This is a genomic window from Rhodococcus sp. SBT000017, from assembly GCF_003688915.1.
Taxonomy (GTDB): Bacteria; Actinomycetota; Actinomycetes; order Mycobacteriales; family Mycobacteriaceae; genus Rhodococcoides.
In genome coordinates this window covers 795,378-818,535 of record NZ_REFU01000002.1, presented here as the reverse complement: position 1 = coordinate 818,535, position 23,158 = coordinate 795,378, and the positions used below count along the sequence as shown (strand labels likewise).

The following is a 23,158-nucleotide window of genomic DNA, read 5'->3' as shown; positions in this document are numbered from 1 at the left end:
TGTGGCGGTGGGAGACACAGAGGTGGGGTACCGACAGATCGCCGACGACACCTGGGCATTCATGCGGCCGCCCGGAAGTTGGGGACAGACCAACACCGGACTGATCGTCGCGCCGGGTTCCGCGTCGATGCTGATCGACACCGTGTGGGATGTGCACTGGGCGCAGCGGGTCGTGGCCGACACCGCCGAACTGGTGGCCGACGCGCCGATCACCGAAGTGCTCAACACCCACTCCGACGGCGATCACTGGTGGGGAAACGACACCGTCCCCGCCTCCGCTCGCATCACCACCAGCGCCGCGTCACTGCACGCGATGAAGGAAGAAACGCCACCGAAAGGGGTGGACGCGTTCGCCTCTCTCGGCGCGAGGATCGGCTGGGCGCCGGGACCGGTCGGTGCGATGGGCTCCTACATGAACCGGGTCCGCGGCGACGCCACCTTCCCCGGGGCTCTGCCGCGGCTGCCCGACCACACCTTCGAGACCACCGAGACCATCGACGTGGCAGGACGACCCGTACACCTGCGCTACCTCGGCCCGGCGCACACCGAAGGCGACCTCATCGCCCACCTCCCCGACGTCGGTGTGGTGTTCGCCGGTGACCTGCTGTTCATCGACGCCACCCCGGTGCTCTGGCACGGACCACTGCAGAACTGGATCGACGCCCTCGACCACCTCCTCGAGCTCGACGCCGCCGTCTACGTTCCCGGCCACGGACCCCTGTGCGGCACCGACGAGATCCGCGCCGTCCGCAACTACTGGACCTGGGTGTCCGAGGCCGGACGCAGCTGCTTCGACGCCGGACTCGACTCCACCGTGGCCGCCCGAAACCTGCTGAAATCAGGTGAATTTCAGCCATACGCGCACTGGGACTCACCGGAACGACTCATCCTGAGCATGAGCACCCTCTACCGCCTGTGGCGAGGCGAGAAGCCTGCGCCACCCACGCTGACGCGTCGAGCACGGGCGTTCGCGGACGCGGGGCGGTTCTTGCGAGAGCGCTAGAACCGCTGCGTCGACGACGCGGCGTGCGTGAACAGGCCGGCCAGATCCGTTTCGGCCGCAGCGGGCTCGAGTACGACGGTGGTAGCACCGGCGTCGATCCAGCGTTGCAGATTGCTCGGCGCGGCATCGGAATCGGAACTCATGGCCACGTAGACGACGATCTCGTGCCCCGGCCCACCGTCGATCTGTTCGACGGCAGCACGCACCTGATCCGGTGACGTCTCGCTCGTCAGGATGGTGCCCACACCGGTGCGTCCGCTCAGAGCGAGAGTCTTCGGCCCCGTCGCACCGACGAGCAGTGGCGGCGGTTGCGGCGGAGGCCAATTGAGCTGCACGTTGTCGAGTGAGACGTACCGACCCTGCACGGTCACGCTCTCGCCCGCCAACAGTGCGGTGAGCGCTGCCATCTGTTCGCTCAGCAATGTCAGAGGCGACTGCGCTCGAGCTCCGATCTGACCCATCCACGACTGAACACCGTGTCCGAGCCCGACGCGTAGCCGCCCCGGATGGACTCGGGCCACGGTGGCGATCTCCATCGCTGTGGCGGCCACGTTGCGCATCGGAGTGGGCAGCACCCCGATGCCGACGCTCACGCGTTCGGTGCTCGCGAGAACCAGTGCAGCAGTGGACAGTCCGCCGGAGTAGAAGCAGTCCTCCCACAACCACACCTCGTCGACGCCCGCGCGGTCCGCCGCGCGTGCTGCCTCGAGGAGATCCTCCGGCGCAAGTTCGGGTCGGAGTACAACGCCGATTCGTGTCATGGCAGTCTTCCTTTCTTCTCAGCGAACGAGATACGGGGACACCGAACTTCGGTGCTCGTCGATGTCGAGGTCCTTGCCCAGTGGCGGGAATGCGCGTTGCGGGCAGTTCGAGCGCTCGCACACCCGGCAGCCCGCTCCGATCGGTGTCGCCGCCGCCGAACCCTGCACGTCCAGACCGTCGGCGTACACCAGTCGTCCGGCGTGGCGCAGTTCGCAACCGAGGCCGATCGCGAAGGTCTTGCCGGGCTGACCGTATCGCGCTGCGCGTCGCTCCACGGTGCGCGCAATCCACAGGTAGCTGCGGCCGTCGGGCATCTCGGCGATCTGCGTCATGATCTTGCCCGGATAGGCGAACGTCTCGTACACATTCCACAGCGGGCACGTGCCACCGCTGGACGAGAAGTGAAAACCTGTGGCGGACTGTCGCTTCGACATGTTCCCGGCGCGATCGACGCGCACGAACGAGAACGGCACACCCCGCAACTCGGGTCTCTGCAAGGTGGACAGGCGATGGCAGATGGTCTCGTAGCTGACCGAGAAGAAGGCCGAGAGCCGCTCGATGTCGTACCTAAAGTCCTCGGCCACGTCGTGGAACTGGTGGTACGGCAACACCGTCGCAGCGGCGAAGTAGTTCGCGAAACCGAGCACCGCCAACTTCTTCGACGACTCACTGGTGAAATTGCCCTCGTCGGCCATCTTCTTCAGCAGATCCCCGCATTCGAGATAGGCGAGTTCGGCGGCGTACTTGAACACCTTCTGCCCGCCCGAGAGATGCGGTGAAATCTCCAGTACTCGCGTCTGCGGATCGAACCGGTGCAGCACGTTCTCGCCGAGGTCGATGCGATTGACGATCTGCACATCGTGAACGGTCCGCAGCCGCTTGGCGATCTCGCCGCCGACGTCGGCGCGATGGAATCGGATCCTCGACGTCAGAGCCTCTGCCGCAGTGTCCAATTCGTGCAGATAATTCTGCCGCTGATAGAAGTAGTCACGCACTTCCTCGTGCGGCTTGCTGATGGAACCACTGCCACTGCCGTCGGAGAAACGCTCCTCGGTAGCGGCCAACAGCTGAGCCGTCGTATTGCGGTATCGGCGGTGCATGTTGACCATCGCCCGTGCCAACTGCGGGTGTGAGCTGACCATCTGCGCGATCTCGTGCGCATCGGCGTCGATCCCCATGTCCTGATCGAGTGCCACCTCGCGGAGTTCGGCGACCAGCCTGGTGTCGTCCTCGGAGGCGAAGAACGATGTGTCGACGCCGAACACCTCGGAGATCCGCAGCAGTACCGGCACCGTCAGTGGACGCACGTCGTGCTCGATCTGGTTGAGATAACTGGCCGAGATTCCCAGCTTCTGCGCCAGCGCCACCTGACTCATGCTGCGTTCGCTGCGGAGCTGCCGAAGCCGCACGCCGACGAAGGTTTTGGACATATCGCCAGGCTACGCCTGCGAAGAATTGGCTTAACAGCATTGGCAACTAGCTGCTGGATCACAATTCGGGGCTGTTCGGGAACATTAGCCGAGGTAAAGGCGTATACCGGTATACGAGCTATTCACCACGCACCACGAGGAGCGGTCATGTCCAACCGTCAACGCACATCCGAAATCGTCAGGGACGTCGTCGTATTCGTCACCGGAGCCGTGCTCGTCGCATCCACCGTCTGGCTCCCCGTCCAGGGAGACCAGGAAGTCACCGGTGCCATCCTCGTGCTCGGCATTCTCGCTGCATCGACTGCGCTGTGGGCCATCGGATCGTCGTCGAGGCAAAGCCACTGGACCCACGTCGGTCTCGGCATGCTGCTCGCAGTCTCGCCCGCGCTGATGGTGTTCCCGTCCGGATTGCTGGCTGCGGACCTGTTCGCCATCATCGGTGGACTCGTGATCGCCGCGATGGGTGCGCTCGGGGTGCTCTCCTCGCGTCGGACACCGATCACCTCTCGGGTGATTGCACACAGTGACGAGCGAACCGGCGTCCGAATTTGATCTCGACAACTGATGCTCCACTCCCGGGGTCGTGTGCGATGAATGTCGTGCGCGGCTCCGGGAGTGGAGCATTGTGTGCAGTCATCGCCTCGATTCCCGACGCCGCCGGATCACCGACGCAATCTCGCCGGCGATGACGTCCGGTGCGGCCAGTACGTCGAATGCCGAGTAGCGCAGCACCAGCCAGCGATCGAGCACCAGCGCGTTCTGCCTACGCCGATCCTTGCTGAATACCCCAGCTGCACTGTGGAATTCACGCCCGTCCACTTCTATGATCGTTCGGCTGCGACGGTCGACGAGGTCGCAGATGTACGGACCGACTGCCGCATTCATCTCCAGGTAGAGCCCGATCCGGTGCAGCGCGCGTCCCAATGCCCGCTCCGGTTCCGAGGCGAATCTGGTCACTGCCAACCGAACTTGGCGAGCCAACTCTGCGTTGCCACGTCGGCCCGGGAACCGCTCGAGCAAGCAGAGGAGCGATGCGGAGTCGAGTCCGAACTTCAGGCGTTCGTCGATCAGCAACTCGGCCTCGGCGCGGGGGAGTACCGCCAGGCAATCGAGAATCGTCTGCGCAGGGGTGGTGCAGGGCAGGGTCTCGACTTGGTCGACCAACACGGAATCGAGTGCGCGACGGTGTAGCCGAAGCCATGGCGGTGGCCGCAACCTCGCCGAGCGAGGGACGGTGGCATCGAGAGTGGACGGCTCCGTCGTCCAGCCCCGCAGGTATGCGGCCGACCGGTGACTGAGCACGGCGTCCGGTCGCCACAGCGAAACGGCCCGACACCGATCCATCGTCGACGGTTCCCCTCGCATATGGACCGTCGGCAGAACGCGGGTGAAGCGCCGCGAGACGGTGCTGGGGTGTAGTCCGGAAGCCAGGAGCTGCTGAAGGGTGGCCGGGCCGGGAGTGGAGCCTGCGGAACGACTTGTGGGGCCGGGAGTGGAGCCTGCGGAACGACTTGTGGGGCCGGGAGTGGAGCCTGCGGAACGACCTGTGGGGCCGGGAGTGCGGCCTGCGTCGGTGTTGTCGGGAGTCATGGGTGCAGCATCGGGGATGTGTCGGCCGGCCCCAGATGCTCGACCTGGGGAAATGCAATGGCCTGTGGATAGCTGCGTGCCTGTGGATGAAGGCGCGTCGTGCTCCACTCGGGGGTGCCGGACGCGTGATCCCGGCGAACGTGATGGCGAGTGGAGCACCCCGTGCATGTCCACATCGTGGGATCGACGTACTGTGATGTCGGTCACATGAAGATCGGTTTCTGACTCGATTCAGACGCCCTGCTCAAACCGTACAAGCGTCCGGTAAGGAATTTTGTTCATTCCGTTCATCAACTGGGGATTCATCGCTACTGGCGAGTAACCACGCCGTCCGATCGGAGAGGTTTGCGTCGGCCAAAAATTAGCAACATTAGCAATGGTGCCGGTAAAGCTAGCCAAGATTGGCACTAACAACTGGTAGACGCATGTTTTCGGGTGTGCCATTGTTTTGGAGTACACCAGAAGGGCCTGGCAACGATGTGAAGATTCGTCTCGAGGCAGGCCGAGAAGCAGAAGAGACTGGAGCTGAAGATGTCGACCACCGGCACCCCGAAGACCATCGCCGAGATCCAGCAGGATTGGGACACCAACCCCCGCTGGAAGGGCGTCACCCGTAACTTCACCGCGCAGCAGGTCTCCGACCTCCAGGGCACCGTCGTCGAAGAAGCGACACTCGCTCGCCGCGGCAGCGAAATCCTGTGGGACCTCGTGAACAACGAGGACTACATCAACTCGCTCGGTGCCCTCACCGGCAACCAGGCCGTGCAGCAGATTCGCGCCGGCCTCCAGGCGATCTACCTCTCCGGCTGGCAGGTCGCAGGCGACGCCAACCTCTCGGGCCACACCTACCCGGACCAGAGCCTCTACCCGGCCAACTCGGTGCCGTCGGTCGTCCGTCGTATCAACAACGCGCTGCTGCGCGCCGACGAGATCGCCAAGATCGAGGGCGACACCTCCGTCAAGAACTGGGTTGCACCGATCGTCGCCGACGCCGAAGCCGGCTTCGGTGGCGCACTGAACGCCTACGAGCTGCAGAAGGCCATGATCGTGGCCGGTGCTGCAGGCGTGCACTGGGAAGACCAGCTCGCATCGGAGAAGAAGTGCGGCCACCTCGGCGGCAAGGTTCTCATCCCCACCCAGCAGCACATCCGTACCCTGACCTCCGCGCGTCTGGCCTCTGACGTCGCCGACGTCCCGTCGGTCATCATCGCCCGCACCGACGCCGAGGCAGCCACGCTGATCACCTCCGACGTCGACGAGCGTGACCGCGAATTCCTCGACGGAACCCGCACTGCCGAGGGCTTCTTCGGCGTCAAGAACGGCATCGAGCCCTGCATCGCTCGTGCAAAGGCCTACGCACCGTACGCAGACCTCATCTGGATGGAGACCGGCGTGCCGGACCTCGAGGTCGCCAAGAAGTTCTCCGAGTCGGTTCGCAGCGAGTTCCCGGACCAGCTGCTCGCCTACAACTGCTCGCCTTCGTTCAACTGGAAGGCGCACCTGGACGACGCGACCATCGCCAAGTTCCAGAAGGAACTCGGAGCCATGGGCTTCAAGTTCCAGTTCATCACCCTCGCAGGCTTCCACTCGCTCAACTACGGCATGTTCGACCTGGCACACGGCTACGCCCGCGAAGGCATGACCGCGTTCGTCGACCTGCAGGAGCGCGAGTTCAAGGCTGCCGAAGAGCGCGGCTTCACCGCCATCAAGCACCAGCGTGAGGTTGGTGCCGGCTACTTCGATCGCATCGCCACCACCGTCGACCCCAACACCTCGACCGCAGCTCTGAAGGGCTCCACCGAAGAGGGCCAGTTCCACTAGAGGAGCAGTTCCGCCTCCCCGGATCTTCAGCGCACTAGTCAGGCGGCCCCAGCGTTTCGTTGCGGGCCGCCTGACTCGTCTCTGGGCACGTTTGCTGGTACCCCAGCAGAGTTACCCTCATCTCGCCTTATGCTGTTGTGCCGCAATGCAAATGAACAGGAGTGCTGTATGACGGTCGAGAGGGTGGGGATCGTCGGAGCGGGGCAGATGGGGGCAGGAATCGCGGAGGTGTGCGCCCGCGCCCATGTCGACGTGCTGGTCCACGAACAGACCCGCGAACTGACAAGCGCTGGACGCACCCGCATCCTCAAGTCCCTGGACCGCGGCGTCAGCAGCGGCAAGATCACCGAACGTGAGCGAGAGCACGCTGCGGCCAGGCTGCGCTTCACCTCCGATCTCGGCGACTTCGGCGATCGCCAACTCGTCGTCGAAGCAGTACTCGAAGACGAGAAGATCAAGGCCGACATCTTCGCCGAACTCGACTCGGTGGTGACCGACCCCGATGCCGTCATCGCCTCGAACACCTCCTCCATTCCCATCGTGAGCCTGGGAGCCGCAACGACGGCACCCGGCCGCGTCGTCGGTCTGCACTTCTTCAACCCGGTCCCGGTACTGCCACTCGTCGAGCTCGTCACCACCGACCTGACCTCACCGATAGTGGCCGACCGTGCCGAGCGATTCGCAGGCGACGTTCTCGGCAAGCAGGTGGTGCGCTCGGCCGACCGCTCGGGCTTCGTCGTCAACGCGTTGCTCGTGCCCTACTTGCTCTCCGCGATTCGCATGGTCGAGTCCGGATTCGCCACCAAGGAAGATGTCGACAAGGCGACGGTGCTGGGGCTCGCGCACCCGATGGGGCCGCTCGCACTCGCCGATCTCATCGGCCTCGACACCGTCAAAGCCATTGCCGATTCCATGCACTCGGAATTCGCCGAACCGCTCTTCGCCGCACCGCCGCTGCTACTGCGCATGGTCGAGGCCGGGCAGGTGGGCAAGAAAACCGGAGCCGGGTTCTATCGCTACGAGAACGGCCGGGTCGCAAAGTAGCAACCGTCGCGTAGCGCTATTGTCGTTTTGCCAGTTCAATCACCTCGATCACAGGAGCGCGTCAGTGAGCAAGTCCACGAAGTCGAACGGTGTGGTTCCCAAGGCATTCGGGATCGGGTTGGCCGCCACCGGCGCCGCCCACTTCGTGGTGCCGGAGGCGTTCGAGGGAATCACCAAGCTCCCGTTCCCCAAGGACACTCGAACCTGGATCAGTCGCAACGGAGCCACCGAATTGGCGGTCGGTGCGGCGATCGCATACCCGAAAACCCGCAAGATCGGACTTGTCGGTCTGGTGGCGTACGTTGGGTGGCTGGGCGTCAATATCGCCAAGAACAGCTGACGTTACTGTTGCAAACGACTCGTTTAGAGCAGGAATAGCCTGGTCGAGGCGGTAGCTGCCTTGCGCTTGCACTGATGCGTAGGTAGCAATGTAGGTATGACTTCAGCTACCGCTTACCAGGCCACCGCTCCGGACGCCCCGCTCGAGAAGGCGACGATCGAGCGACGCGCCGTCGGACCGAACGACATCCTCATCGACGTCAAGTTCGCCGGCATCTGCCACTCCGACATCCACACTGCCCGTAACGAGTGGGGCGGCACCACCTACCCCGTCGTTCCCGGGCACGAGATCGCCGGCATCGTGGCCGAGGTCGGCTCCGAGGTGACCAGCCGCAAGGTGGGCGACCGCGTCGGCGTCGGCTGCTTCGTCGATTCCTGTGGCGAGTGCGAGGCGTGCAAGGACGGCGACGAGCAGTACTGCACCAAGGGCGTCGTCCAGACGTACAACTCGAAGACCTACGAGGGCGAGTTCACCCACGGCGGCTACTCCACCCAGATCGTCGTGACGGAGAAGTTCGTCCTCGGCATCCCGGAAGGCGTCGAGCTCGACGTCGCCGCACCGCTGCTGTGCGCGGGCATCACCCTGTACTCGCCGCTCAAGCACTGGGGAGCAGGACCGGGCAAGAAGGTCGCCATCATCGGCATGGGCGGCCTCGGCCACATCGGCGTCAAGATCGCGCACGCACTCGGAGCCCACGTCACCGTGCTGAGCCAGACGGACGCCAAGGAAGCCGACGGCAAGGCCTACGGTGCCGACGAGTACTACGCCACCAAGGACACCACCGCCCTCAAGGATCTGCAGGGCAAGTTCGACCTCATCCTCAATACGGTCTCCGCGAACCTGCCGATGGGCAAGTACCTCGGACTGCTCGCTCGCAACGGCACCCTCGTCGAGCTGGGTGTTCCCGAGAAGCCCCTCGAGGTGCCCGCGTTCAACCTGCTGGCCAACCGTCGTTCGTTCGCCGGTTCGATGGTCGGCGGCATCGCCGAGACCCAGGAAATGCTGGACTTCTGCGCCGAGCACCACATCGGTGCCGAGATCGAGGTCATCCCGGCCGAGAAGATCAACGAGGCATACGACCGCGTCGTCAAGTCCGACGTGCGCTACCGCTTCGTGATCGACGCAGCCACGCTGTAACAGTCTCCTTGGACGCGTGAATGGTCCATCGACCTGCCCAGACGGGGGTCGATGGACCATTCACGTCTTCGAAGCGGGTTCAGCTCTCGGCCAGCCGCTTCTTCTCGTGTTCGACGTCGAAATCTGCTGCGGGCCAATCGAGATCGAGCTTCTCCAACGTGTCGATCAGGATCTCCGTGACGGCCAAGCGGCTGTACCACTTGCGGTCGGCCGGAACGACGTACCACGGTGCATGGTCGAAGTCCGTACGATCCAGCACCCGCTGATACGCCGCCCGATACTGCGGTAGGAAGCCACGCTCGGTGACGTCGCCCGGGTTGTACTTCCAGTGCTTCTCGGGTCGATCGAGCCGCTCCTGCAATCGCTTCTTCTGCTCGTCCTCCGACACGAACAAGGCCACCTTGACGACGACCGTGTCCTCGTCGACCAATGCCTTCTCGAAGGCGTTGATCTCGTCGAATCGCTTCTCCCACACCTGCCGTGGCACGAGGTCGTGGACCGCGACGACGAGAACGTCCTCGTAGTGGGATCGATCGAACACCCCGATTCGGCCTGCCCGCGGAAGTGCTTTGCGGATGCGCCACAGGTAGTGGTGTTGCTTCTCTTCCTGAGTCGGCACCCCGAACGAGGCGAGGTCGACGCCCTGCGGATCGACCATCCCGATGACGTGCTTGACCATGCCGCCCTTGCCTGCGGTGTCCATGCCCTGCAGCACCAGCAGAACCGACTTGGTGCCGCCAGCGCGCCCATGGGCATAGAGCTTTTCCTGGAGCGCCGCGAGTACTGCACCGCGCTGCTCGAGGACGTCGTTGCCGTGTGCCTTAGCGCCGCCGAATCCCGGAGTTGCCGTGAAATCGATGTCCTCCACACGGGGAGAGGCGCTGGCGCGCAGCACATCGACGGGAGAGAGAGTCCACAGTTTCGACTTGTCGGCCATAGGCGAGAAGACTACTTCTCTACCATGGGATTCATGGCCCCTACCATTGCAAAAGCCGAAACCGTTTCGCGTGAGCAACTGCTCGAATTCGTATCTCCGCGGCACCACCACACCCTCATCACCCGCAAGCGCGACGACGGTCTTCAGGTCTCTCCGGTCTCGGCCGGGGTGGACTCGGAAGGCCGCATCGTCATTGCCACCTACCCCGAGCGCGCGAAGGTGCTCAACATCCGCCGCAATTCCGCCGTCACGGTGCTGGTGCACAGTGACGACTGGAACGGCGACTACGTACAGGTCGACGGGACGGCCGAGATCATCGATCTTCCCGACGCCGTCGAGCCGCTGGTGGAGTACTTCCGCAGCATCGCCGGCGAGCACTCGGACTGGGACGAGTACCGCGCGGCGATGGTGAAGCAGGGAAAGTCGTTGATACGCATCGTGATCGACGCCTGGGGACCGATCGCCGCGGGTGGGTTCCCGCCGGGGAGAGTGTGACAAGCCCGCCAGGGAGAGTGTCACAAGCCCGCCGGGGAGAGTGTGATCTAGCCCGCCGGGACGAGTGTGATCTAGCCCTTCAGTGGTGCCGCGAACAGTGGCACCGCGTTTTCCAGTGCGTATCGGGTGCCGGCCACCGAGGCGGCCGAGAATGCGTTGGACAGGTTCAGGTCGCCGAGTACGACGAGCCGTCCGTCGCGTGCCGACGGCAGGCCCTGGATCGACGGGTTGTCGGTGATCACCTCGGGTCCGGTGCCGATGGGGAACATGACGGTGAGGTCGGCGTCGAGGGCGGAGATGTTCTCCTCGGACAGTTCGATGTTGAACGCTCCCGGCTCGGCCAGGTTCTGGATGGCCGGGGTGTTGGTCAGTCCGAGGGATTCGAGGAAGTCGACGCGGGTGTCGCCGCGGACGTAGGCACCGACCTGTCCGCTGTAGAGCGTCCCGACGGCGACGGTCTTGTCGGCGAACTCGGGGTTGGCGGTGACGGCATCGGCGAGCAGCGTTTCGGTGTCGTCGACGAGCTTCTTGCCCTCGTCGACCTTGCCGAGTGCCTGCGCGACGATCTCGGTCTGGCCGTCCCAGGTGGTGCCGTAGGCGATGTCGGTTCCGGGCGGTGCCGCGACGGTGGGGGCGATCTCGGAGAGGTCGTCGTAGACGGCTTTGTCGTTGGTGCTGCGTGTCCACAGGATGAGGTCCGGTGCAAGCGCCGCGATCGACTCCATGTCGACGTCGAAGGTGCCGACGATCGTGGGGTCGGTGTCGTAGGTTTCGTCCACCCACGGGCCCAGACCGTTTCCGCCGACGCCGAGCCAGTCGCTGGCACCGACCGGTTGCACGCCGAGAGCCAGGGCGGTTTCGGCGTCCGACCAACCCAGTGCGACCACCCGCTGCGGATTCGCAGGGACTTCGACGTCGCCGAACATGTCGGTCACGACGGTGCTGCCGGATTCGGCCGAGTCGGCACTACCACCGTCGGAACCAGTGTTGTCGGAACTGCATGCGGTAAGGGTGAGGGCGAGGGCGAGGGCTGCCGCAGGCAGAGCCAACGAACGAGAAATGCGCATAGGGCACGCTAACCTATCAAGCGCTGAAATGCTCCACGATCTTCGCGCAGAAGGCCGGCAGGTCGTCCGGGTTGCGGCTCGAGATCAGGTTGCCGTCGACGACCACTTCCTCGTCGACGACGGTTCCTCCCGCGTTGCGAATGTCGGTGCGGATGCTCGGGTAGGCCGTCAACGTCCGGCCCTTCAGAACGTCGGCCTCGACGAGGGTCCAGGCTCCGTGGCAGATGACGCCGACGGGCTTGCGGGCTTCTACGAACGCACGGACGAACTCCACCGCGTCCGCGTCCACGCGCAGTTGATCGGGGTTGGTGGTTCCGCCGGGCAGGATCAGTGCGTCGAAGTCGTCCGCGGAGACGTCGGCCACGACGCGGTCGACGGTGAAGGTGTCGGCGGCGTTGACGTCGCTCTCCATCGCTTGGATGTCGCCATGGTCGAGTGCAACCAATGTGACTGTGGCTCCGGCATTTTCGACGGCCTCGCGGGGCTGAACCAGCTCGACTTGCTCGACGCCGTCGGTAGCGAGAATGGCAATGCGGCATCCGGTCAAGGTTTCGGTAGTCATATCTGTTCGAATGTCCGACCGGGCCTGATCTCAAACTGACGAGCGATGGTACGAATGGAGACATGAGCGACTCACCCATCGAAACCCCGACCGAGGATCGCGTCGAACAGAATCTCCCGATCGCGGACGAGCCGAGTGCCGATGGTCTGCCCATCGAGGCCGACGCCCGAGACGTGCTGGATCAACGAGCAGAAGTTCCCCTGGACGACGACGGGTACGAGGAGCGCTAGGAAGCGCCGGGTTCGTCGTCCACCAGAGGATGCGGCTGCGACTTGAACTTCGCGGGAGAGCCGTCGGCCATGGCGACCCCGTGGATTCCGCCCCACATCATCATGCAGAGGTAGTCGATCAAATCGTCCGCGGACATCGACTTGTTGGAGATCCACCAGTGCGTGGCCAGCTGGACCGCACCGACGATGGCGAAGGCCCACGGCACCGAACCGCCGGAATCCATCTCGCGTTGCCGTAGGCGTTCACCCAACACCGTGGAGAGCAACTCGGCGATCATTCGCTCGGACTCGGCGACCACGTCGCGGTTGTTACCGGCGTTGTTCGCCATGACGTACAGGTACACCTCGGGATCGGTGGCCACCGTCTCGACGTACGCGGTCACCACGACGCGAGTGAGCTCGTACTCGTCGAGCTCGTGCGAGATCGCGGCATAGATGCGCGGGGCGAGAGTCGTCTCGACGTACCGCGACATGGTCGCGCTCGTCAGATCGTTCTTGTCGGTGAAGTAGCGGTAGAGCACCGTCTTGGAGATACCGATCTCCGACGCGATCTCGTCCATTCCGATCTCGCGGCCTCGCAACCGGATCGCGGCCAGCGTGCCGTCGACGAGCTCTTCGCGGCGCGCGATCTTGTGCTCACGCCACCGACGTTTGCGACCGTCCGGCTTCTCGACCTTCGGCTTGTCCTCGCTCGGCTCGGACTCGTCCAGCTTTGCCTCCGTCGTATTTCTCGCCACGACCACCACCCTATGCGCCCCCGAAGACACCGTCGCAGGCTGCGTCCGGTTGATCCGTCGCAGTTATGGGCACAATGTCGGTTGTGCACCTCATGAACTTCGACGATGACACCAAACGTCGCGACCTCCGCAAGATGAAGACGGTCGCGACCGGGTTTCTCGTATTCGCATCGATCGTCTACCTGTTCTGCCGGTGGCAGGAGTCGACGGGGGCAGGTGCCTGGGTGGGTTACGTCCGGGCGGCGTCGGAGGCGGGCATGGTCGGCGCGCTCGCCGACTGGTTCGCGGTGACGGCACTGTTCAAGCACCCGCTGGGTATCCCGATTCCGCACACGGCGCTGATCAAGAAGAAGAAGGACCAGCTCGGCGCGAGCCTGAGTTCGTTCGTCGGCAGCAACTTCCTCGCACCCGAGGTGGTGTCCGAGAAGGTTGCGTCGGCGCAGGTTCCGTTGCGGTTGGGTACCTGGCTCGCCCAGCCCGACAACGCCGAACGCGTCGCGGCCGAGGCGGCGACCGTGCTGCACGGAGTGGTCGACGTACTCAACGACGAGGACATCACCGCCGTCATCGACAGCACCATCGTGCGTCGACTCGCCGATCCGCAGTGGGGTCCGCCGATCGGCCGCATCCTCGACGAACTGCTCCGCGAGAACCGTCAGCTGCCGTTGATCGACATGCTCGCCGAGCGCGCTCACCAGTGGGCGCTCGGCAGCCAGGAGATGATCGATCGTGTCGTCGCGCGGGATTCCCCGAACTGGTCGCCGAAGTTCGTCGACACTCTGCTGGGCGAGAAGGTCTACAAGGAGCTCGTCGAGTTCACCTGGAAGATTCGCTCCAACCCCGAGCACGACGTCCGTCAGGCCGCGAACAAGTTCCTCGTCGACTACGCCAACGACCTGCAGCACGACCCGGTGACCATCGAGAAGGCCGAGAAGCTCAAGGCGCAGATCATGGGACGCGAGGAGATCACCGGCCTCGCCGCGGCGACGTGGAAGGTGGCCAAGCGTCTGATCACCGAGTCGGTGGACGACCCGACGAGCACACTGCGCACCAAGATCAAGGAGAACACCGCCAACCTCGGTGTTCGCCTGCGCGACGACGAGGAGCTGCGCGGCAAGGTCGACGGTTGGCTCCTCGGTGGGGCGAGCTACATCGCCTCGAACTATGCCGACGAGATCACCACGATCATCGGCGACACCGTCGCTCGCTGGGATGCCGAGGAGGCGAGCAAGAAGATCGAACTGCAGGTGGGACGCGATCTGCAGTTCATTCGCATCAACGGAACCGTCGTCGGCTCCATCGCCGGTCTGGCCATCTACACGATCTCGGATCTGATCTTCGGGCACTAGTGCTAGCAGAGTGCTTGCAATAGTTAGCACCCTTCGGTACCGTCCAGTAGGACACCGAAAACAGGAGGCCGAGATGGCCGATGACGAGGGGGATCTGGTCGCCAAGGCGACCGAGGCGACGCAGGTCGTCGCCGAGGCAGGGGATCTTGTCGCCGCAGTCGTGACGACCGCAGCTCAGGACATAGGCAGCTACATCCGGTCGCAACGGGAAGCTGCACAGGTATCGATGCGGCAACTCGCCAGCCGAGCCGGAGTCAGCAACCCCTACCTCAGTCAGATCGAACGCGGACTGCGCAACCCGTCCGCAGAAGTGCTAGCGCAGATAGCCAAGGGTCTGCGCGTCTCCTCGGAGGTGCTGTACGTCCGGGCCGGGATCTTGGAAGCACGTCCCCACGGTCCGGTGCGCGAAGCTCTGCTCGGCGATGAGCACATCACCGAACGGCAGAAGCAAGTGCTGATCGAGATCTACGACTCGTTCTGTCGTGAGAACGAGTCGACGCAGGAGCCCGAACCCGACGAACAGGAGACACCCGATGTCTGATTCCAAGAACTTCGAGAACGTCAAGACCCCCATCTTCGCAGCCGTGGGTGCAGGCGACGCCGTCGTCCAGGCCGTAGCGGACGTCGTCGCTCAGGTGCGCTCGCGCGCCGAGAGCCGTACCAGCGAGGTCAACGCCCGCATCGCCGACATCTCCGAGGACGTCACCGAAGGCGTCGAGAGCCTGCGCGAGCGGCTGGCGAACCTGCCCGCAGAGCTTCCCGACGAGATCGCCGAACTCCGCGAGCGCTTCACCCCCGAAGAGCTCCGCAAGGTTGCCGAGGCATACCTCAAGGTCGCCTCCGACCTCTACACCTCGCTCGCCGAGCGCGGCGAAGAGACCGTCGAGCGCATCCGCCGCACCCCGGCCGTCGAAGAGAGCCTCGAGCGCGCCAACTCCGCCGCCAACGATGTCGTCGACCTCACCGAGCAGGCCCTCGGAACCGTCGCCTCGCAGACCCGCGCAGTCGGCGAGCGCGCCGCTGCCCTGGCCGGCCTCGCGTCGGACAAGGTTCGTGAAGGTGCCGACGAGATCTCCGACGCCGCCGACGAGCTCGCCGAGAACATCGACGAAGCAGGCGACGAGGCCAAGGACAAGGCCGTCGAGGCTTCTGACAAGGTGAGCGGTGTGGCAGGCAAGGTCGAGGCCAAGACCCGCAGCAGCGCCAACTCGCCGATCAAGAAGACCCCGGCTCCGGCCAAGAAGACGGCACCGGCACCGGCTGCCAAGAAGGCCACCCCGGCTCCGGCCAAGAAGGCTCCGGCGAAGAAGACCACTCGCTGAAGCACTCGTAAAGGAAACGACCCCTGCGCCGCGCGGCGCAGGGGTCGTTTCTCGTACACTGGCGGGTGTGATTGCGAGCAGCTTCTCCCAGACGATCTTCCTGATCCTGCAAATCATTTCGATTGCCGGAGCCGCGTTCGCCATTTTCCATGCGCTGCGCCAACGGCCGGACGCGTTTCCCGCGGCCGGGAAGCTGACCAAGAACGCCTGGTTGGGCATTCTGGCGGTAGGACTGCTGCTGACGTTGATCGGTCCCATGGTCATCATGTTCTGGATCATCGGCATCGTCGGCATCGCGGTGTACCTCGTCGACGTCCGACCCAAGATCGACAGCATCCAGCGCGGACCCCGCTGGTAAGCAGCCGCGTCGACGCCCGTTCGGTCGAGGGCGTACCGTCTACCGCACCCGCCAGGGGGTCGAGGTAGAGGGGATTTCTGTGGTTTCACGCAAGGTAGTCGAACGCGTGCTGTTCGGAATAGGCGGCGCGGCAGCGGCGGTCTCGGTCGGCGCGTTCGTGGTTCGGCGGCGTCGCCTGCACTCGTTCACCAAGACGACCGACGTCCAGCCCGACGAGTTGCTGCAGTACCCCACCTTCGAGCCGCACATCACCGAGGTGGTCACCGACGACGGTGCGCACCTGCACGTTCGCAGCTACGGTGACGCCGATGCCGCGCCGATCGTCTTCAGCCACGGCTGGACCTGCTCGGCCGACTACTGGTACCCGCAGATCAACGCCCTCGCCGGCCGCTACCGCGTCATCGCGTACGACCAGCGCGGCCACGGCCGCAGCGACGTGGGAACGCGACCACTGAGCCCCGACGTGCTGGCCGACGACCTCGCCGCGATCCTCACCGCCACCGTCGACGAGGACAACAAGGCCGTCCTGGTAGGACACAGCATGGGCGGCATGTCCATCATGGCCTGGGCCGGAAACTATCCCGAACAGGTCGACAGGCTGGTCAGTGCCGTACTGCTCGCCAGCACCGCGACCGACTCGCTCGTCCGCGAAACCACGGTCATCCCGCTGCCGCAACGCTTCCCACGCCTCCCGACCCCCGTGGGGAAAGCCGTGCTCAGCTCGGCGCTTCCGCTGCGGCCGTCACCGGTGACCCGCCAAGCCATCAAATACATCTCGATGGCCCCCGGAGCGACACCTGCCGAGGTGGCGTTCTGCGAGAAGATCGTGCTGGAATGCGCGCCGCGCACCCGCGGCATCTGGGGCGCCGCGCTCACCGACCTCGACATCCGCGAGGCACTCGAGAACATGTCCGTACCCACCAGCGTGCTCGTCGGATCTGCTGACCGCTTGACCCCGCCGGTACACGCCCGCAAACTCGCCCGCGCCCTGGACGACCACGACCACCTGAGCAGACTGATCGTGATCCCCGGCATCGGACACATGAGCTCGGTGGAAGCAATCGACGAATTCAACGCCGAAGTGGTTCGGCTCCGTAACTTGTGATTCTTCGGGTCTCGCCTAGCTGAAGACCACGGTCTTGCGGCCGTGCACCAGGACACGATCCTCCAGGTGCCACCGCAGGCCGCGGGAGAGCACCAGCTTCTCGATGTCGCGGCCCTGACGCACCATGTCGGACACCTCGTCGGCATGGTCGACGCGGATGACGTCCTGCTCGATGATCGGACCCGCGTCGAGCTCGGCCGTCACGTAGTGGCACGTCGCACCGATCAGTTTCACGCCCCGCGCGAATGCCTGGTGGTATGGACGCGCGCCGACGAACGACGGCAGGAAGCTGTGGTGGATGTTGATGGCCCGGCCCGCCCAGTGCGCGCACAGCGATTCGGGGAGAACCTGCATGAACCGTGCCAGCACCACCGCGTGCGGGTCGTAGGAATCGACCAGCGACCGCACCTCCTCGAAGGCAGGAGCGCGCTCGGCCGGATCCTTCGCGAACTCGACGTGATGGAACGGGGTGCCGTGCGCGGCGGCGATCGGCTCGAGTGACTTGTGGTTGCCGATCACCGCGGAGATCTGAGCGGGCAGCTCGCCGCCCGCAGCGCGCCCGAGGAGGTCGTGCAAGCAGTGTGCTTCCTTGCTGACGAGCAGGACCACGCGCTTGGGTTCACCCGAATCGTGAAGTGTCCATTCGGTTTCCGGGCCGAGCTCGGCGGCCACCGCGGCGAAACGCGTGCGGAGCTCCTCGATACTCATGTCCACGGACGACGCGCGTACTGCCTGCCGGGTGAAGAACCAACCGGTGTCGGGATCGGCGTGATAAGCGGCCTCGACGATCCATCCACCGACCTCGGCGAGGAAGGTCGAGATGCGGGCGACGATGCCCGTCTTGTCGGGGCAACCGAGCGACAGAACGTAGCGGCGATCCTCGGATACGGAAGAACTCATACCGCCGATTGTCTCAGGGCGTCCGCACCCCGGTTGCCACCAGTGTCCCGAGATCGATCGAATCGATTCCGCGCTCGGTCAGCAACGCAGTGAACTCGGCACGGACCTGCGTCCGGGTCGCATCGTCGAACGAAGTCAACGCGCCCCGCATCGCGCTGCCCAGCACGAGAGCCCACACGAACGACTCCGTCGCGGGAACGTGGTTGGACAGCTCGACGACCTCGACATCGGTGGTGCCGGCCGCGGTGAGCCACGCGCGGAGGAGATCCACGGTTTCCATCCGCCGGATCGGATGCTTGTCGTAACCGTCCTGCGCGAGTGGCCCGTTGTGCTCGCTCGGCGGCGAATGCGCACCGATCACCTCGAAGAACGTGCCCGCGAACGCCTCGATCGCCCCCTTGCGCCACACCGTCACCCCGACGCGACCGCCCGGACGAACCAGAGACACCAGACGCGCGAAGTCCTGCTCGGGATCAGGCAGGAAGAAGATGCCGTACGAACAGGCCAACGCGTCGTATCCGGCATCGGGAACCGTCGACGGCGGCTCCCACTCGGTGGCGTCGGCAACGACGAAGTCGATGTTGCGCAGTGCCCGATCGGTGGCCTTCACCCGGCCCACCTCCAACAGGTCGTCGGCGAGGTCGATGGCATGCACGAGACCGTCGGGGCCGACGGCCGCCGCCGCGGGAATCGCCGACGCGCCCGTACCCGAACACACATCGAGAACCGCGTCGCCGGTGGCCAACCCGAGCGCGAAGGCGAGCGACTGCCCTGCCGGCCCCCAAACCTGCGGCGTCACCGCGTCGAACTCCCTGCTGGTGGCATTGAAGGTAGCGGCGAGCGAGGCTGCGGTCATGAACGAAAATCGTAGACCGTCAGGGCTGTGAAATGCAGAGCTGTGAAAAGCTGGACCGCATGACACTAACCCGCGCCGCCCTCGCCGGAATGGTCGACCACACGCTGCTCAAGCCCGAAGCCACCCAGGCCGACGTGGCCGCCCTCATCGAGGAAGGCCGCGAGCTCGGAGTGCTCGCCGTATGCGTATCGCCGTCGATGCTGCCGATTCGCGCCGAGGGAATGCTCACCGCCGTCGTCGCGGGATTCCCGTCGGGCAAGCATCATTCGTTGATCAAGGGATCCGAGGCGCGTCTCGCGGTGCAGCAAGGTGCCGACGAGGTCGACATGGTGATCGACGTCGGCGCGGCCATCGCGGGAGACTACAACGCGGTACTGGCCGACATCGTCACCGTCCGCGAAGGGATCGCCGGAAGCGCCGTCCTGAAGGTCATCATCGAATCGGCAGCACTGTCGGACGATGCGATCGTCGAGGTGTGCCGCGCAGCCGAGAAGGCCGGTGCCGACTTCGTCAAGACGTCCACCGGATTCCACCCGGCCGGCGGCGCGAGCGTCGAAGCAGTGCGATTGATGGCAGAGACGGTCGGCGGACGACTGGGCGTCAAGGCCAGTGGCGGCATCCGCACCACGGACGCCGCCCTGGCCATGATCGACGCGGGCGCAACACGATTGGGGTTGTCGGGAACGCGCGCGGTGTTGGACGGTTTGAACTAGAGCGACTTCCGCGCACGTGGGTTATGCGACCAGCGAGCAACCCTCGGGAGTCGGCTGATTCTGATTCTGCTGGGTCACCGGAATCGTGTACTGCCCGCCTTCGAGGGTGAGCTCGATGCCGGAGTCGGTGACGGTCAGCGACGTCGGAGCCATGTCCAGCGGGTAGGCCTGCAGGCTGTCGGTCAGCACGCCGACGACGGAGTCGACCAGATCGGTGGGAATGCCGAGACCCAGGATCGACGCGTCGACGGTCTGAAAGTCGACCCTGCCGTCCACGACCTGTGGCTGGACGGTGAGATTCGCCAGAGCCCCGACGGCGAATTCGAGGGTGCCCGCCGACGCATCCGAGGTGACGCCCGAGACGATCGCGCCGATGCCCTGGCTCTGCAGGGTGCGGGTGATGCCGTCGGTGGACCACGAGATGTCGGCACTCGAGCTGCCGATGGTGCCGCCCGAGTCGGCGGTCTGCGTCAGGTTCAGGTCACGTGCCTCGGCCTGCACGACCATGCCCTCGGCGGGGCCGAAGCGCGCGTCGTCGCTGTCGACGGTCACCGAGGAGACCTTCTTGTCCACCAGCGAGAGCAAGACCGGCTTGAGGCCGAGACCGACCTCGACCTGGCTGCCGAGCTCGGACTCGAGCTGACCGGCGAGGCAGGATTTGATCTGCTGACGGACGAACAACTCGCCACCGATGACGGCGACGAGGAGGACGACAACGACGGAGACTGCGATCAGCGGTGCGGTGCTGCGCCTGGCTGTGGATGACATTCCTGGCAGTCTTCCCGATGATTCTGAGCAAGCTCTGTGAAACTCGCCGAACCTGTGTTCTCGGGACCAAAATTTGTGACCTGTAACACATTGTGACGTACGCTTGCGTCATGAGTACGACAGGACCGAGCGTGCACGAACTGCACTCGTTGGCCACTCGTCAGGACGGCTATTTCACGGCCGAGCAGGCCGGTGAGCTCGGCTTCGATTCTGCGATGGTGCGCGTCAATCTGGCCACGAACACGTGGACTCGCGTCGAGCGCAACCTGTTCCGACTCGGCCAGTGGCCCCGCAGCGAACTCGAAGTGTTCGCCATGTGGTGCGCCTGGTTCGGCGGCGAGGCCGTGATCTCGCACCAGAGCGCCGCCGAGCTACACGGATTCGGGCACTTGCACCCGCAATTCGTGCACGTCTGCGCGTTCGGCGACCTACGACTGACCGACACCAGGCTCGCGGTTCATCGTCTGCGACTCGAACCACGGGACGTCGAATCGGCGGGCACGTTCAACCTCACCACCCCGGTGCGTACGGTGCTCGACCTCGCAGCAGGTGGCATCTCCCAGATCACCCTCGACGAGGTGGTGTGCGACGCCGTCGCGATCGGTCGCGTCGACCCGCACACGCTGTATTGCGAGGCGGGAAACAGTACGGACCGAGTGGCCGAACGCGTCGAACTGGCACTGTCCGCCTGCACGTAGCCACAGAATCGGGTGCATCCGACCGCGCTCAGCGCGGTCAGCTGCACCCGATTCACGTTGCCGGTGCGACCGTCGACCAGGGGACCGTGAGCACGTTGTCTCGCATCCGCCGGCGGGGGAGTGTGATCGGAATGCCCTGTTCGGCAAGCGCTTTCATGGCCGCGCGCCACCGAATTCGAGGCCCGAACGGTGCCAGTGGTGCCGACACCGACCACGCTCTGTCGGCCCGTCGAAGCAGATCGTGCACGCGCTCACCCTCGATGTTGCGGTGTATCAACACCTTCGGTAGCCGCTCCGCGATGTCCGACGGCATCTCGACGTCGAACGGATCCCATGCCAGCGTCAGTGAACGCGGCCCATCGGCGTCGAGCAACACCCAGGCGCAGCGTCGACCGAGCTCGTCGCAGGTACCGTCCATCAACAGGCCACCGGGTGCCAGGCCCGACAGAATGCGGTGCCAGGCAGCAGGTACTGCATCCTCGGGATACTGCCGCAGTACGTTGAACGCCCGCACCAGGTTGGGGCGCAAGCCCGCGAGTTCGAAACCGCCGCGGGCGAACTCCACGCCGTCACTGCCCGGGACGACGCGAGCGGGGTCGATCTCGAGACCGGTGACTCGGAGATCGGGCCGGACGGTGCGCAGTCGACCGGCCAGCTCGAGCGTGGTGTTCGGCATCGCCCCGTACCCGAGGTCTACGACGAGGGGATTCGGCGAGCCCTGCAGAACACGTCGAACATCGGGGTTGTGCATCAGCCACCGGTCGCTGCGACGCAACCGATTGATGCCGGTGGTGCCGCGAGTGATGACGCCTTCAGGGGCAGGAGTGGAGCCTGCGGAACGACCCAGATGGGGAGTGGAGCCTGCGGAACGACCCCTGTTCGGCTTGTTCAGCTCAGGCGTTCTTTTCGAGCCAGTCGGCGGTCACTTCGCCCTCGCCGCGCCACAGGTCGATGAGGTTGACGAGCATGAGCTGCTCGAGCTTGCCGCCGATGAACGGCAGGAAGACCTTGGCCTCGGAGGAGGTGCGCAGCGTCGAACCGCCGTTGGTGGGGAACAGCGAAGTGGTGCCCTTGAGCGAGCCGGGTCCGGCCGGGATCGACGCGTCGTAGTGGCCCGCGGTAACTTCCTCGAACGCGTCGAAGTGCACGTTGCGGGTGATGACCATGTCTTTCTTCATCACCGTCTGCGCGATGTCGGGCAGTTCGGTGCGCGGGATGACGTGGTGCATCACGATGTCGATTCCGGCGTCGGACACCTCGAAGCTCTTCAGCTCGTTCTCCGAGTACTTACGCATCTCCTCGATGCGCGCATCCCAGTGATCGCGACTGGAGAGCGCTGCATAGACCTGCTGCGTCGAGTGGGTGAACCGGGCGGAGTAGTTCATTCGGCGAGCCATAGTGCGCCAGGCTAGCTGTTCGCCTGCGCGGCGATCCAGTTACCGGTGAAGTCCTGTTCGTTGTCGATGAGCGAGAGCACCTGCTCGCTGATCATCGCTTCGATCTTGCCGCCGAAGATGGGGACCTTGACCTCGGTGGTGCCGGCCAACGCGATGGTGGTCGTCTCGCCCGTGGCGTCGAGTGTGGTGGTGCCGGTGATGCGCGCGGGTGCGCCCTCGACGGTCGCGCCGAAGGTGCCGTCGGCGTGGGTGCCGTCGAACGGTCCCCAGCTCTCGGTGCGTTCGATGATGAGGTCGCCCTTCTTGAAGGCGGTCACCGCGGACGGCAACTCCTCTTCGGGGACGGCCTGGGTCATGACGACGTCGATGGTTCCGTTGCCGACGGTGACGCTCTTCAGGCTGGCACCCGGTCCGCCGATCTGCTCGATGCGGTCCTTCCAGTACTGCTCGGACGTCAGTGCGGCGTGGACCTTGTCGGCGGAGGCGGGCACAGTCGAGCTGTGCTCAATGGGGCGAGGCATCCCCGCAGGTTACCGG

At 64.9% G+C, this 23,158-nt stretch carries 28 protein-coding genes; 15 read left to right on the top strand and 13 right to left on the bottom strand.

All coding sequences use genetic code 11. From position 1 onward, the window contains the following. Nucleotides 1–7: 7 nt before the first annotated feature. Complete coding sequence (locus AYK61_RS25080) at nucleotides 8–1,003, top strand: MBL fold metallo-hydrolase (protein WP_259468277.1); 996 nt, start codon at nucleotides 8–10, stop codon at nucleotides 1,001–1,003. Here AYK61_RS25080 and AYK61_RS25075 read toward each other — a convergent pair. Next, complete coding sequence (locus tag AYK61_RS25075; protein WP_121873502.1) at nucleotides 1,000–1,764, bottom strand: LLM class flavin-dependent oxidoreductase; 765 nt, start codon at nucleotides 1,762–1,764, stop codon at nucleotides 1,000–1,002. The genes AYK61_RS25080 and AYK61_RS25075 overlap by 4 nt on opposite strands. An 18-nt stretch (nucleotides 1,765–1,782) precedes the next feature. Continuing rightward, entirely contained in the window at nucleotides 1,783–3,195 is a 1,413-nt protein-coding gene (gene ramB / locus AYK61_RS25070) for an acetate metabolism transcriptional regulator RamB (RefSeq protein ID WP_121873501.1), read from the bottom strand. 147 nt (nucleotides 3,196–3,342) lie between these two features. Here ramB and AYK61_RS25065 point away from each other — a divergent pair, with 147 nt between their 5' ends. After that, a complete protein-coding gene (locus tag AYK61_RS25065; RefSeq protein WP_121873500.1) occupies nucleotides 3,343–3,747 on the top strand; it encodes a hypothetical protein in 405 nt (134 codons plus the stop codon). Between the two features lie 81 nt (nucleotides 3,748–3,828). Here the strand turns inward: AYK61_RS25065 and AYK61_RS25060 are convergent, their stop codons facing one another. After that, nucleotides 3,829–4,785 carry a DUF559 domain-containing protein gene (locus AYK61_RS25060; protein WP_147458401.1) on the bottom strand — a complete coding sequence of 319 codons (957 nt, stop codon included), beginning with the start codon at nucleotides 4,783–4,785 and terminating at the stop codon, nucleotides 3,829–3,831. A gap of 531 nt (nucleotides 4,786–5,316) precedes the next feature. Between AYK61_RS25060 and aceA the strand changes: the two genes are divergently transcribed. From aceA to AYK61_RS25040, 4 genes are all read left to right on the top strand, one after another. Further along, on the top strand, nucleotides 5,317–6,606 hold the full coding sequence (gene aceA, locus AYK61_RS25055) for an isocitrate lyase (RefSeq protein ID WP_037186862.1): 1,290 nt from the start codon (nucleotides 5,317–5,319) through the stop codon (nucleotides 6,604–6,606). Between the two features lie 168 nt (nucleotides 6,607–6,774). Next, a complete protein-coding gene (locus AYK61_RS25050; protein ID WP_121873498.1) occupies nucleotides 6,775–7,650 on the top strand; it encodes a 3-hydroxybutyryl-CoA dehydrogenase in 876 nt (291 codons plus the stop codon). A gap of 64 nt (nucleotides 7,651–7,714) precedes the next feature. Then, a complete protein-coding gene (locus AYK61_RS25045; protein ID WP_094614003.1) occupies nucleotides 7,715–7,990 on the top strand; it encodes a hypothetical protein in 276 nt (91 codons plus the stop codon). A gap of 96 nt (nucleotides 7,991–8,086) precedes the next feature. Further along, the gene (locus tag AYK61_RS25040; protein ID WP_037186868.1) at nucleotides 8,087–9,127 is read left to right on the top strand and encodes an NAD(P)-dependent alcohol dehydrogenase; all 1,041 of its coding nucleotides are present in this window, start codon (nucleotides 8,087–8,089) and stop codon (nucleotides 9,125–9,127) included. A 79-nt stretch (nucleotides 9,128–9,206) separates the two neighbouring features. On the opposite strand, the gene AYK61_RS25035 is transcribed toward AYK61_RS25040, so the two are convergent. Further along, nucleotides 9,207–10,064: a PPK2 family polyphosphate kinase gene (locus AYK61_RS25035; protein ID WP_121873497.1), complete on the bottom strand. Its 858-nt coding sequence runs from the start codon at nucleotides 10,062–10,064 to the stop codon at nucleotides 9,207–9,209. 33 nt (nucleotides 10,065–10,097) lie between these two features. Between AYK61_RS25035 and AYK61_RS25030 the strand changes: the two genes are divergently transcribed. Further along, complete coding sequence (locus AYK61_RS25030; RefSeq protein WP_121873638.1) at nucleotides 10,098–10,559, top strand: PPOX class F420-dependent oxidoreductase; 462 nt, start codon at nucleotides 10,098–10,100, stop codon at nucleotides 10,557–10,559. A 71-nt stretch (nucleotides 10,560–10,630) separates the two neighbouring features. Here the strand turns inward: AYK61_RS25030 and AYK61_RS25025 are convergent, their stop codons facing one another. Continuing rightward, nucleotides 10,631–11,626, bottom strand: coding sequence for an iron-siderophore ABC transporter substrate-binding protein (locus AYK61_RS25025; protein WP_121873496.1), 996 nt, complete (start codon nucleotides 11,624–11,626; stop codon nucleotides 10,631–10,633). A 16-nt stretch (nucleotides 11,627–11,642) separates the two neighbouring features. Continuing rightward, the gene (locus AYK61_RS25020; RefSeq protein ID WP_183130544.1) at nucleotides 11,643–12,188 is read right to left on the bottom strand and encodes a type 1 glutamine amidotransferase domain-containing protein; all 546 of its coding nucleotides are present in this window, start codon (nucleotides 12,186–12,188) and stop codon (nucleotides 11,643–11,645) included. A gap of 62 nt (nucleotides 12,189–12,250) precedes the next feature. On the opposite strand from AYK61_RS25020, the gene AYK61_RS27495 reads away from it, so the two are divergent. Then, nucleotides 12,251–12,418, top strand: coding sequence for a hypothetical protein (locus tag AYK61_RS27495; protein ID WP_183130543.1), 168 nt, complete (start codon nucleotides 12,251–12,253; stop codon nucleotides 12,416–12,418). Here AYK61_RS27495 and AYK61_RS25015 read toward each other — a convergent pair. After that, the gene (locus tag AYK61_RS25015) at nucleotides 12,415–13,155 is read right to left on the bottom strand and encodes a TetR/AcrR family transcriptional regulator (protein ID WP_121873636.1); all 741 of its coding nucleotides are present in this window, start codon (nucleotides 13,153–13,155) and stop codon (nucleotides 12,415–12,417) included. The genes AYK61_RS27495 and AYK61_RS25015 overlap by 4 nt on opposite strands. A 92-nt stretch (nucleotides 13,156–13,247) precedes the next feature. Here AYK61_RS25015 and AYK61_RS25010 point away from each other — a divergent pair, with 92 nt between their 5' ends. The 5 genes from AYK61_RS25010 to AYK61_RS24990 all read left to right on the top strand — a co-directional run bounded on the left by AYK61_RS25010 (nucleotide 13,248) and on the right by AYK61_RS24990 (nucleotide 17,289). Beyond that, nucleotides 13,248–14,504, top strand: a complete 1,257-nt coding sequence (locus AYK61_RS25010; RefSeq protein ID WP_259468276.1) for a DUF445 domain-containing protein — start codon at nucleotides 13,248–13,250, stop codon at nucleotides 14,502–14,504. A gap of 73 nt (nucleotides 14,505–14,577) precedes the next feature. Further along, entirely contained in the window at nucleotides 14,578–15,045 is a 468-nt protein-coding gene (locus AYK61_RS25005) for a helix-turn-helix domain-containing protein (RefSeq protein ID WP_052047273.1), read from the top strand. Then, entirely contained in the window at nucleotides 15,038–15,826 is a 789-nt protein-coding gene (locus AYK61_RS25000; protein ID WP_121873495.1) for a heparin-binding hemagglutinin, read from the top strand. Before AYK61_RS25005 ends, AYK61_RS25000 begins: the two co-directional genes overlap by 8 nt. 67 nt (nucleotides 15,827–15,893) lie before the next feature. After that, on the top strand, nucleotides 15,894–16,184 hold the full coding sequence (locus AYK61_RS24995) for a DUF2516 family protein (RefSeq protein WP_121873494.1): 291 nt from the start codon (nucleotides 15,894–15,896) through the stop codon (nucleotides 16,182–16,184). 73 nt (nucleotides 16,185–16,257) lie between these two features. After that, nucleotides 16,258–17,289 carry an alpha/beta fold hydrolase gene (locus tag AYK61_RS24990; protein ID WP_374700663.1) on the top strand — a complete coding sequence of 344 codons (1,032 nt, stop codon included), beginning with the start codon at nucleotides 16,258–16,260 and terminating at the stop codon, nucleotides 17,287–17,289. 15 nt (nucleotides 17,290–17,304) lie between these two features. Here AYK61_RS24990 and purU read toward each other — a convergent pair whose 3' ends face one another. Beyond that, a complete protein-coding gene (gene purU, locus AYK61_RS24985; RefSeq protein ID WP_121873492.1) occupies nucleotides 17,305–18,189 on the bottom strand; it encodes a formyltetrahydrofolate deformylase in 885 nt (294 codons plus the stop codon). Between the two features lie 13 nt (nucleotides 18,190–18,202). Beyond that, the gene (locus tag AYK61_RS24980) at nucleotides 18,203–19,045 is read right to left on the bottom strand and encodes a class I SAM-dependent methyltransferase (RefSeq protein ID WP_121873491.1); all 843 of its coding nucleotides are present in this window, start codon (nucleotides 19,043–19,045) and stop codon (nucleotides 18,203–18,205) included. 59 nt (nucleotides 19,046–19,104) lie between these two features. Between AYK61_RS24980 and deoC the strand changes: the two genes are divergently transcribed. Further along, nucleotides 19,105–19,758, top strand: coding sequence for a deoxyribose-phosphate aldolase (gene deoC / locus AYK61_RS24975; RefSeq protein WP_374700642.1), 654 nt, complete (start codon nucleotides 19,105–19,107; stop codon nucleotides 19,756–19,758). A gap of 21 nt (nucleotides 19,759–19,779) precedes the next feature. Here the strand turns inward: deoC and AYK61_RS24970 are convergent, their stop codons facing one another. Then, nucleotides 19,780–20,526: a DUF2993 domain-containing protein gene (locus AYK61_RS24970; protein WP_183130541.1), complete on the bottom strand. Its 747-nt coding sequence runs from the start codon at nucleotides 20,524–20,526 to the stop codon at nucleotides 19,780–19,782. Nucleotides 20,527–20,636: 110 nt separating this feature from the next. On the opposite strand from AYK61_RS24970, the gene AYK61_RS24965 reads away from it, so the two are divergent. Further along, nucleotides 20,637–21,224 carry a hypothetical protein gene (locus AYK61_RS24965; RefSeq protein WP_121873490.1) on the top strand — a complete coding sequence of 196 codons (588 nt, stop codon included), beginning with the start codon at nucleotides 20,637–20,639 and terminating at the stop codon, nucleotides 21,222–21,224. Nucleotides 21,225–21,276: 52 nt separating this feature from the next. Here the strand turns inward: AYK61_RS24965 and AYK61_RS24960 are convergent, their stop codons facing one another. The 3 genes from AYK61_RS24960 to AYK61_RS24950 form a co-directional block, all read right to left on the bottom strand. Continuing rightward, complete coding sequence (locus AYK61_RS24960) at nucleotides 21,277–21,975, bottom strand: class I SAM-dependent methyltransferase (protein ID WP_259468275.1); 699 nt, start codon at nucleotides 21,973–21,975, stop codon at nucleotides 21,277–21,279. A gap of 142 nt (nucleotides 21,976–22,117) precedes the next feature. Beyond that, the gene (locus AYK61_RS24955; protein WP_094680823.1) at nucleotides 22,118–22,621 is read right to left on the bottom strand and encodes a DUF2505 domain-containing protein; all 504 of its coding nucleotides are present in this window, start codon (nucleotides 22,619–22,621) and stop codon (nucleotides 22,118–22,120) included. 11 nt (nucleotides 22,622–22,632) lie between these two features. Next, on the bottom strand, nucleotides 22,633–23,142 hold the full coding sequence (locus AYK61_RS24950; RefSeq protein ID WP_121873488.1) for a DUF2505 domain-containing protein: 510 nt from the start codon (nucleotides 23,140–23,142) through the stop codon (nucleotides 22,633–22,635). Between the last annotated feature and the right edge of the window lie 16 nt (nucleotides 23,143–23,158).

Coding starts and splice junctions, on each gene's coding strand:
- AYK61_RS25075 (WP_121873502.1), bottom strand. CDS start 1,764: ATGACACGAATCGGCGTTGTACTCCGACCCGAACTTGCGCCGGAGGAT.
- ramB (WP_121873501.1), bottom strand. CDS start 3,195: ATGTCCAAAACCTTCGTCGGCGTGCGGCTTCGGCAGCTCCGCAGCGAA.
- AYK61_RS25065 (WP_121873500.1), top strand. CDS start 3,343: ATGTCCAACCGTCAACGCACATCCGAAATCGTCAGGGACGTCGTCGTA.
- AYK61_RS25060 (WP_147458401.1), bottom strand. CDS start 4,785: ATGACTCCCGACAACACCGACGCAGGCCGCACTCCCGGCCCCACAGGT.
- aceA (WP_037186862.1), top strand. CDS start 5,317: ATGTCGACCACCGGCACCCCGAAGACCATCGCCGAGATCCAGCAGGAT.
- AYK61_RS25050 (WP_121873498.1), top strand. CDS start 6,775: ATGACGGTCGAGAGGGTGGGGATCGTCGGAGCGGGGCAGATGGGGGCA.
- AYK61_RS25040 (WP_037186868.1), top strand. CDS start 8,087: ATGACTTCAGCTACCGCTTACCAGGCCACCGCTCCGGACGCCCCGCTC.
- AYK61_RS25035 (WP_121873497.1), bottom strand. CDS start 10,064: ATGGCCGACAAGTCGAAACTGTGGACTCTCTCTCCCGTCGATGTGCTG.
- AYK61_RS25030 (WP_121873638.1), top strand. CDS start 10,098: ATGGCCCCTACCATTGCAAAAGCCGAAACCGTTTCGCGTGAGCAACTG.
- AYK61_RS25025 (WP_121873496.1), bottom strand. CDS start 11,626: ATGCGCATTTCTCGTTCGTTGGCTCTGCCTGCGGCAGCCCTCGCCCTC.
- AYK61_RS25020 (WP_183130544.1), bottom strand. CDS start 12,188: ATGACTACCGAAACCTTGACCGGATGCCGCATTGCCATTCTCGCTACC.
- AYK61_RS27495 (WP_183130543.1), top strand. CDS start 12,251: ATGAGCGACTCACCCATCGAAACCCCGACCGAGGATCGCGTCGAACAG.
- AYK61_RS25010 (WP_259468276.1), top strand. CDS start 13,248: ATGAACTTCGACGATGACACCAAACGTCGCGACCTCCGCAAGATGAAG.
- AYK61_RS25005 (WP_052047273.1), top strand. CDS start 14,578: ATGGCCGATGACGAGGGGGATCTGGTCGCCAAGGCGACCGAGGCGACG.
- AYK61_RS25000 (WP_121873495.1), top strand. CDS start 15,038: ATGTCTGATTCCAAGAACTTCGAGAACGTCAAGACCCCCATCTTCGCA.
- purU (WP_121873492.1), bottom strand. CDS start 18,189: ATGAGTTCTTCCGTATCCGAGGATCGCCGCTACGTTCTGTCGCTCGGT.
- AYK61_RS24980 (WP_121873491.1), bottom strand. CDS start 19,045: ATGACCGCAGCCTCGCTCGCCGCTACCTTCAATGCCACCAGCAGGGAG.
- deoC (WP_374700642.1), top strand. CDS start 19,105: ATGACACTAACCCGCGCCGCCCTCGCCGGAATGGTCGACCACACGCTG.
- AYK61_RS24970 (WP_183130541.1), bottom strand. CDS start 20,526: ATGTCATCCACAGCCAGGCGCAGCACCGCACCGCTGATCGCAGTCTCC.
- AYK61_RS24965 (WP_121873490.1), top strand. CDS start 20,637: ATGAGTACGACAGGACCGAGCGTGCACGAACTGCACTCGTTGGCCACT.
- AYK61_RS24960 (WP_259468275.1), bottom strand. CDS start 21,975: ATGCACAACCCCGATGTTCGACGTGTTCTGCAGGGCTCGCCGAATCCC.
- AYK61_RS24955 (WP_094680823.1), bottom strand. CDS start 22,621: ATGGCTCGCCGAATGAACTACTCCGCCCGGTTCACCCACTCGACGCAG.
- AYK61_RS24950 (WP_121873488.1), bottom strand. CDS start 23,142: ATGCCTCGCCCCATTGAGCACAGCTCGACTGTGCCCGCCTCCGCCGAC.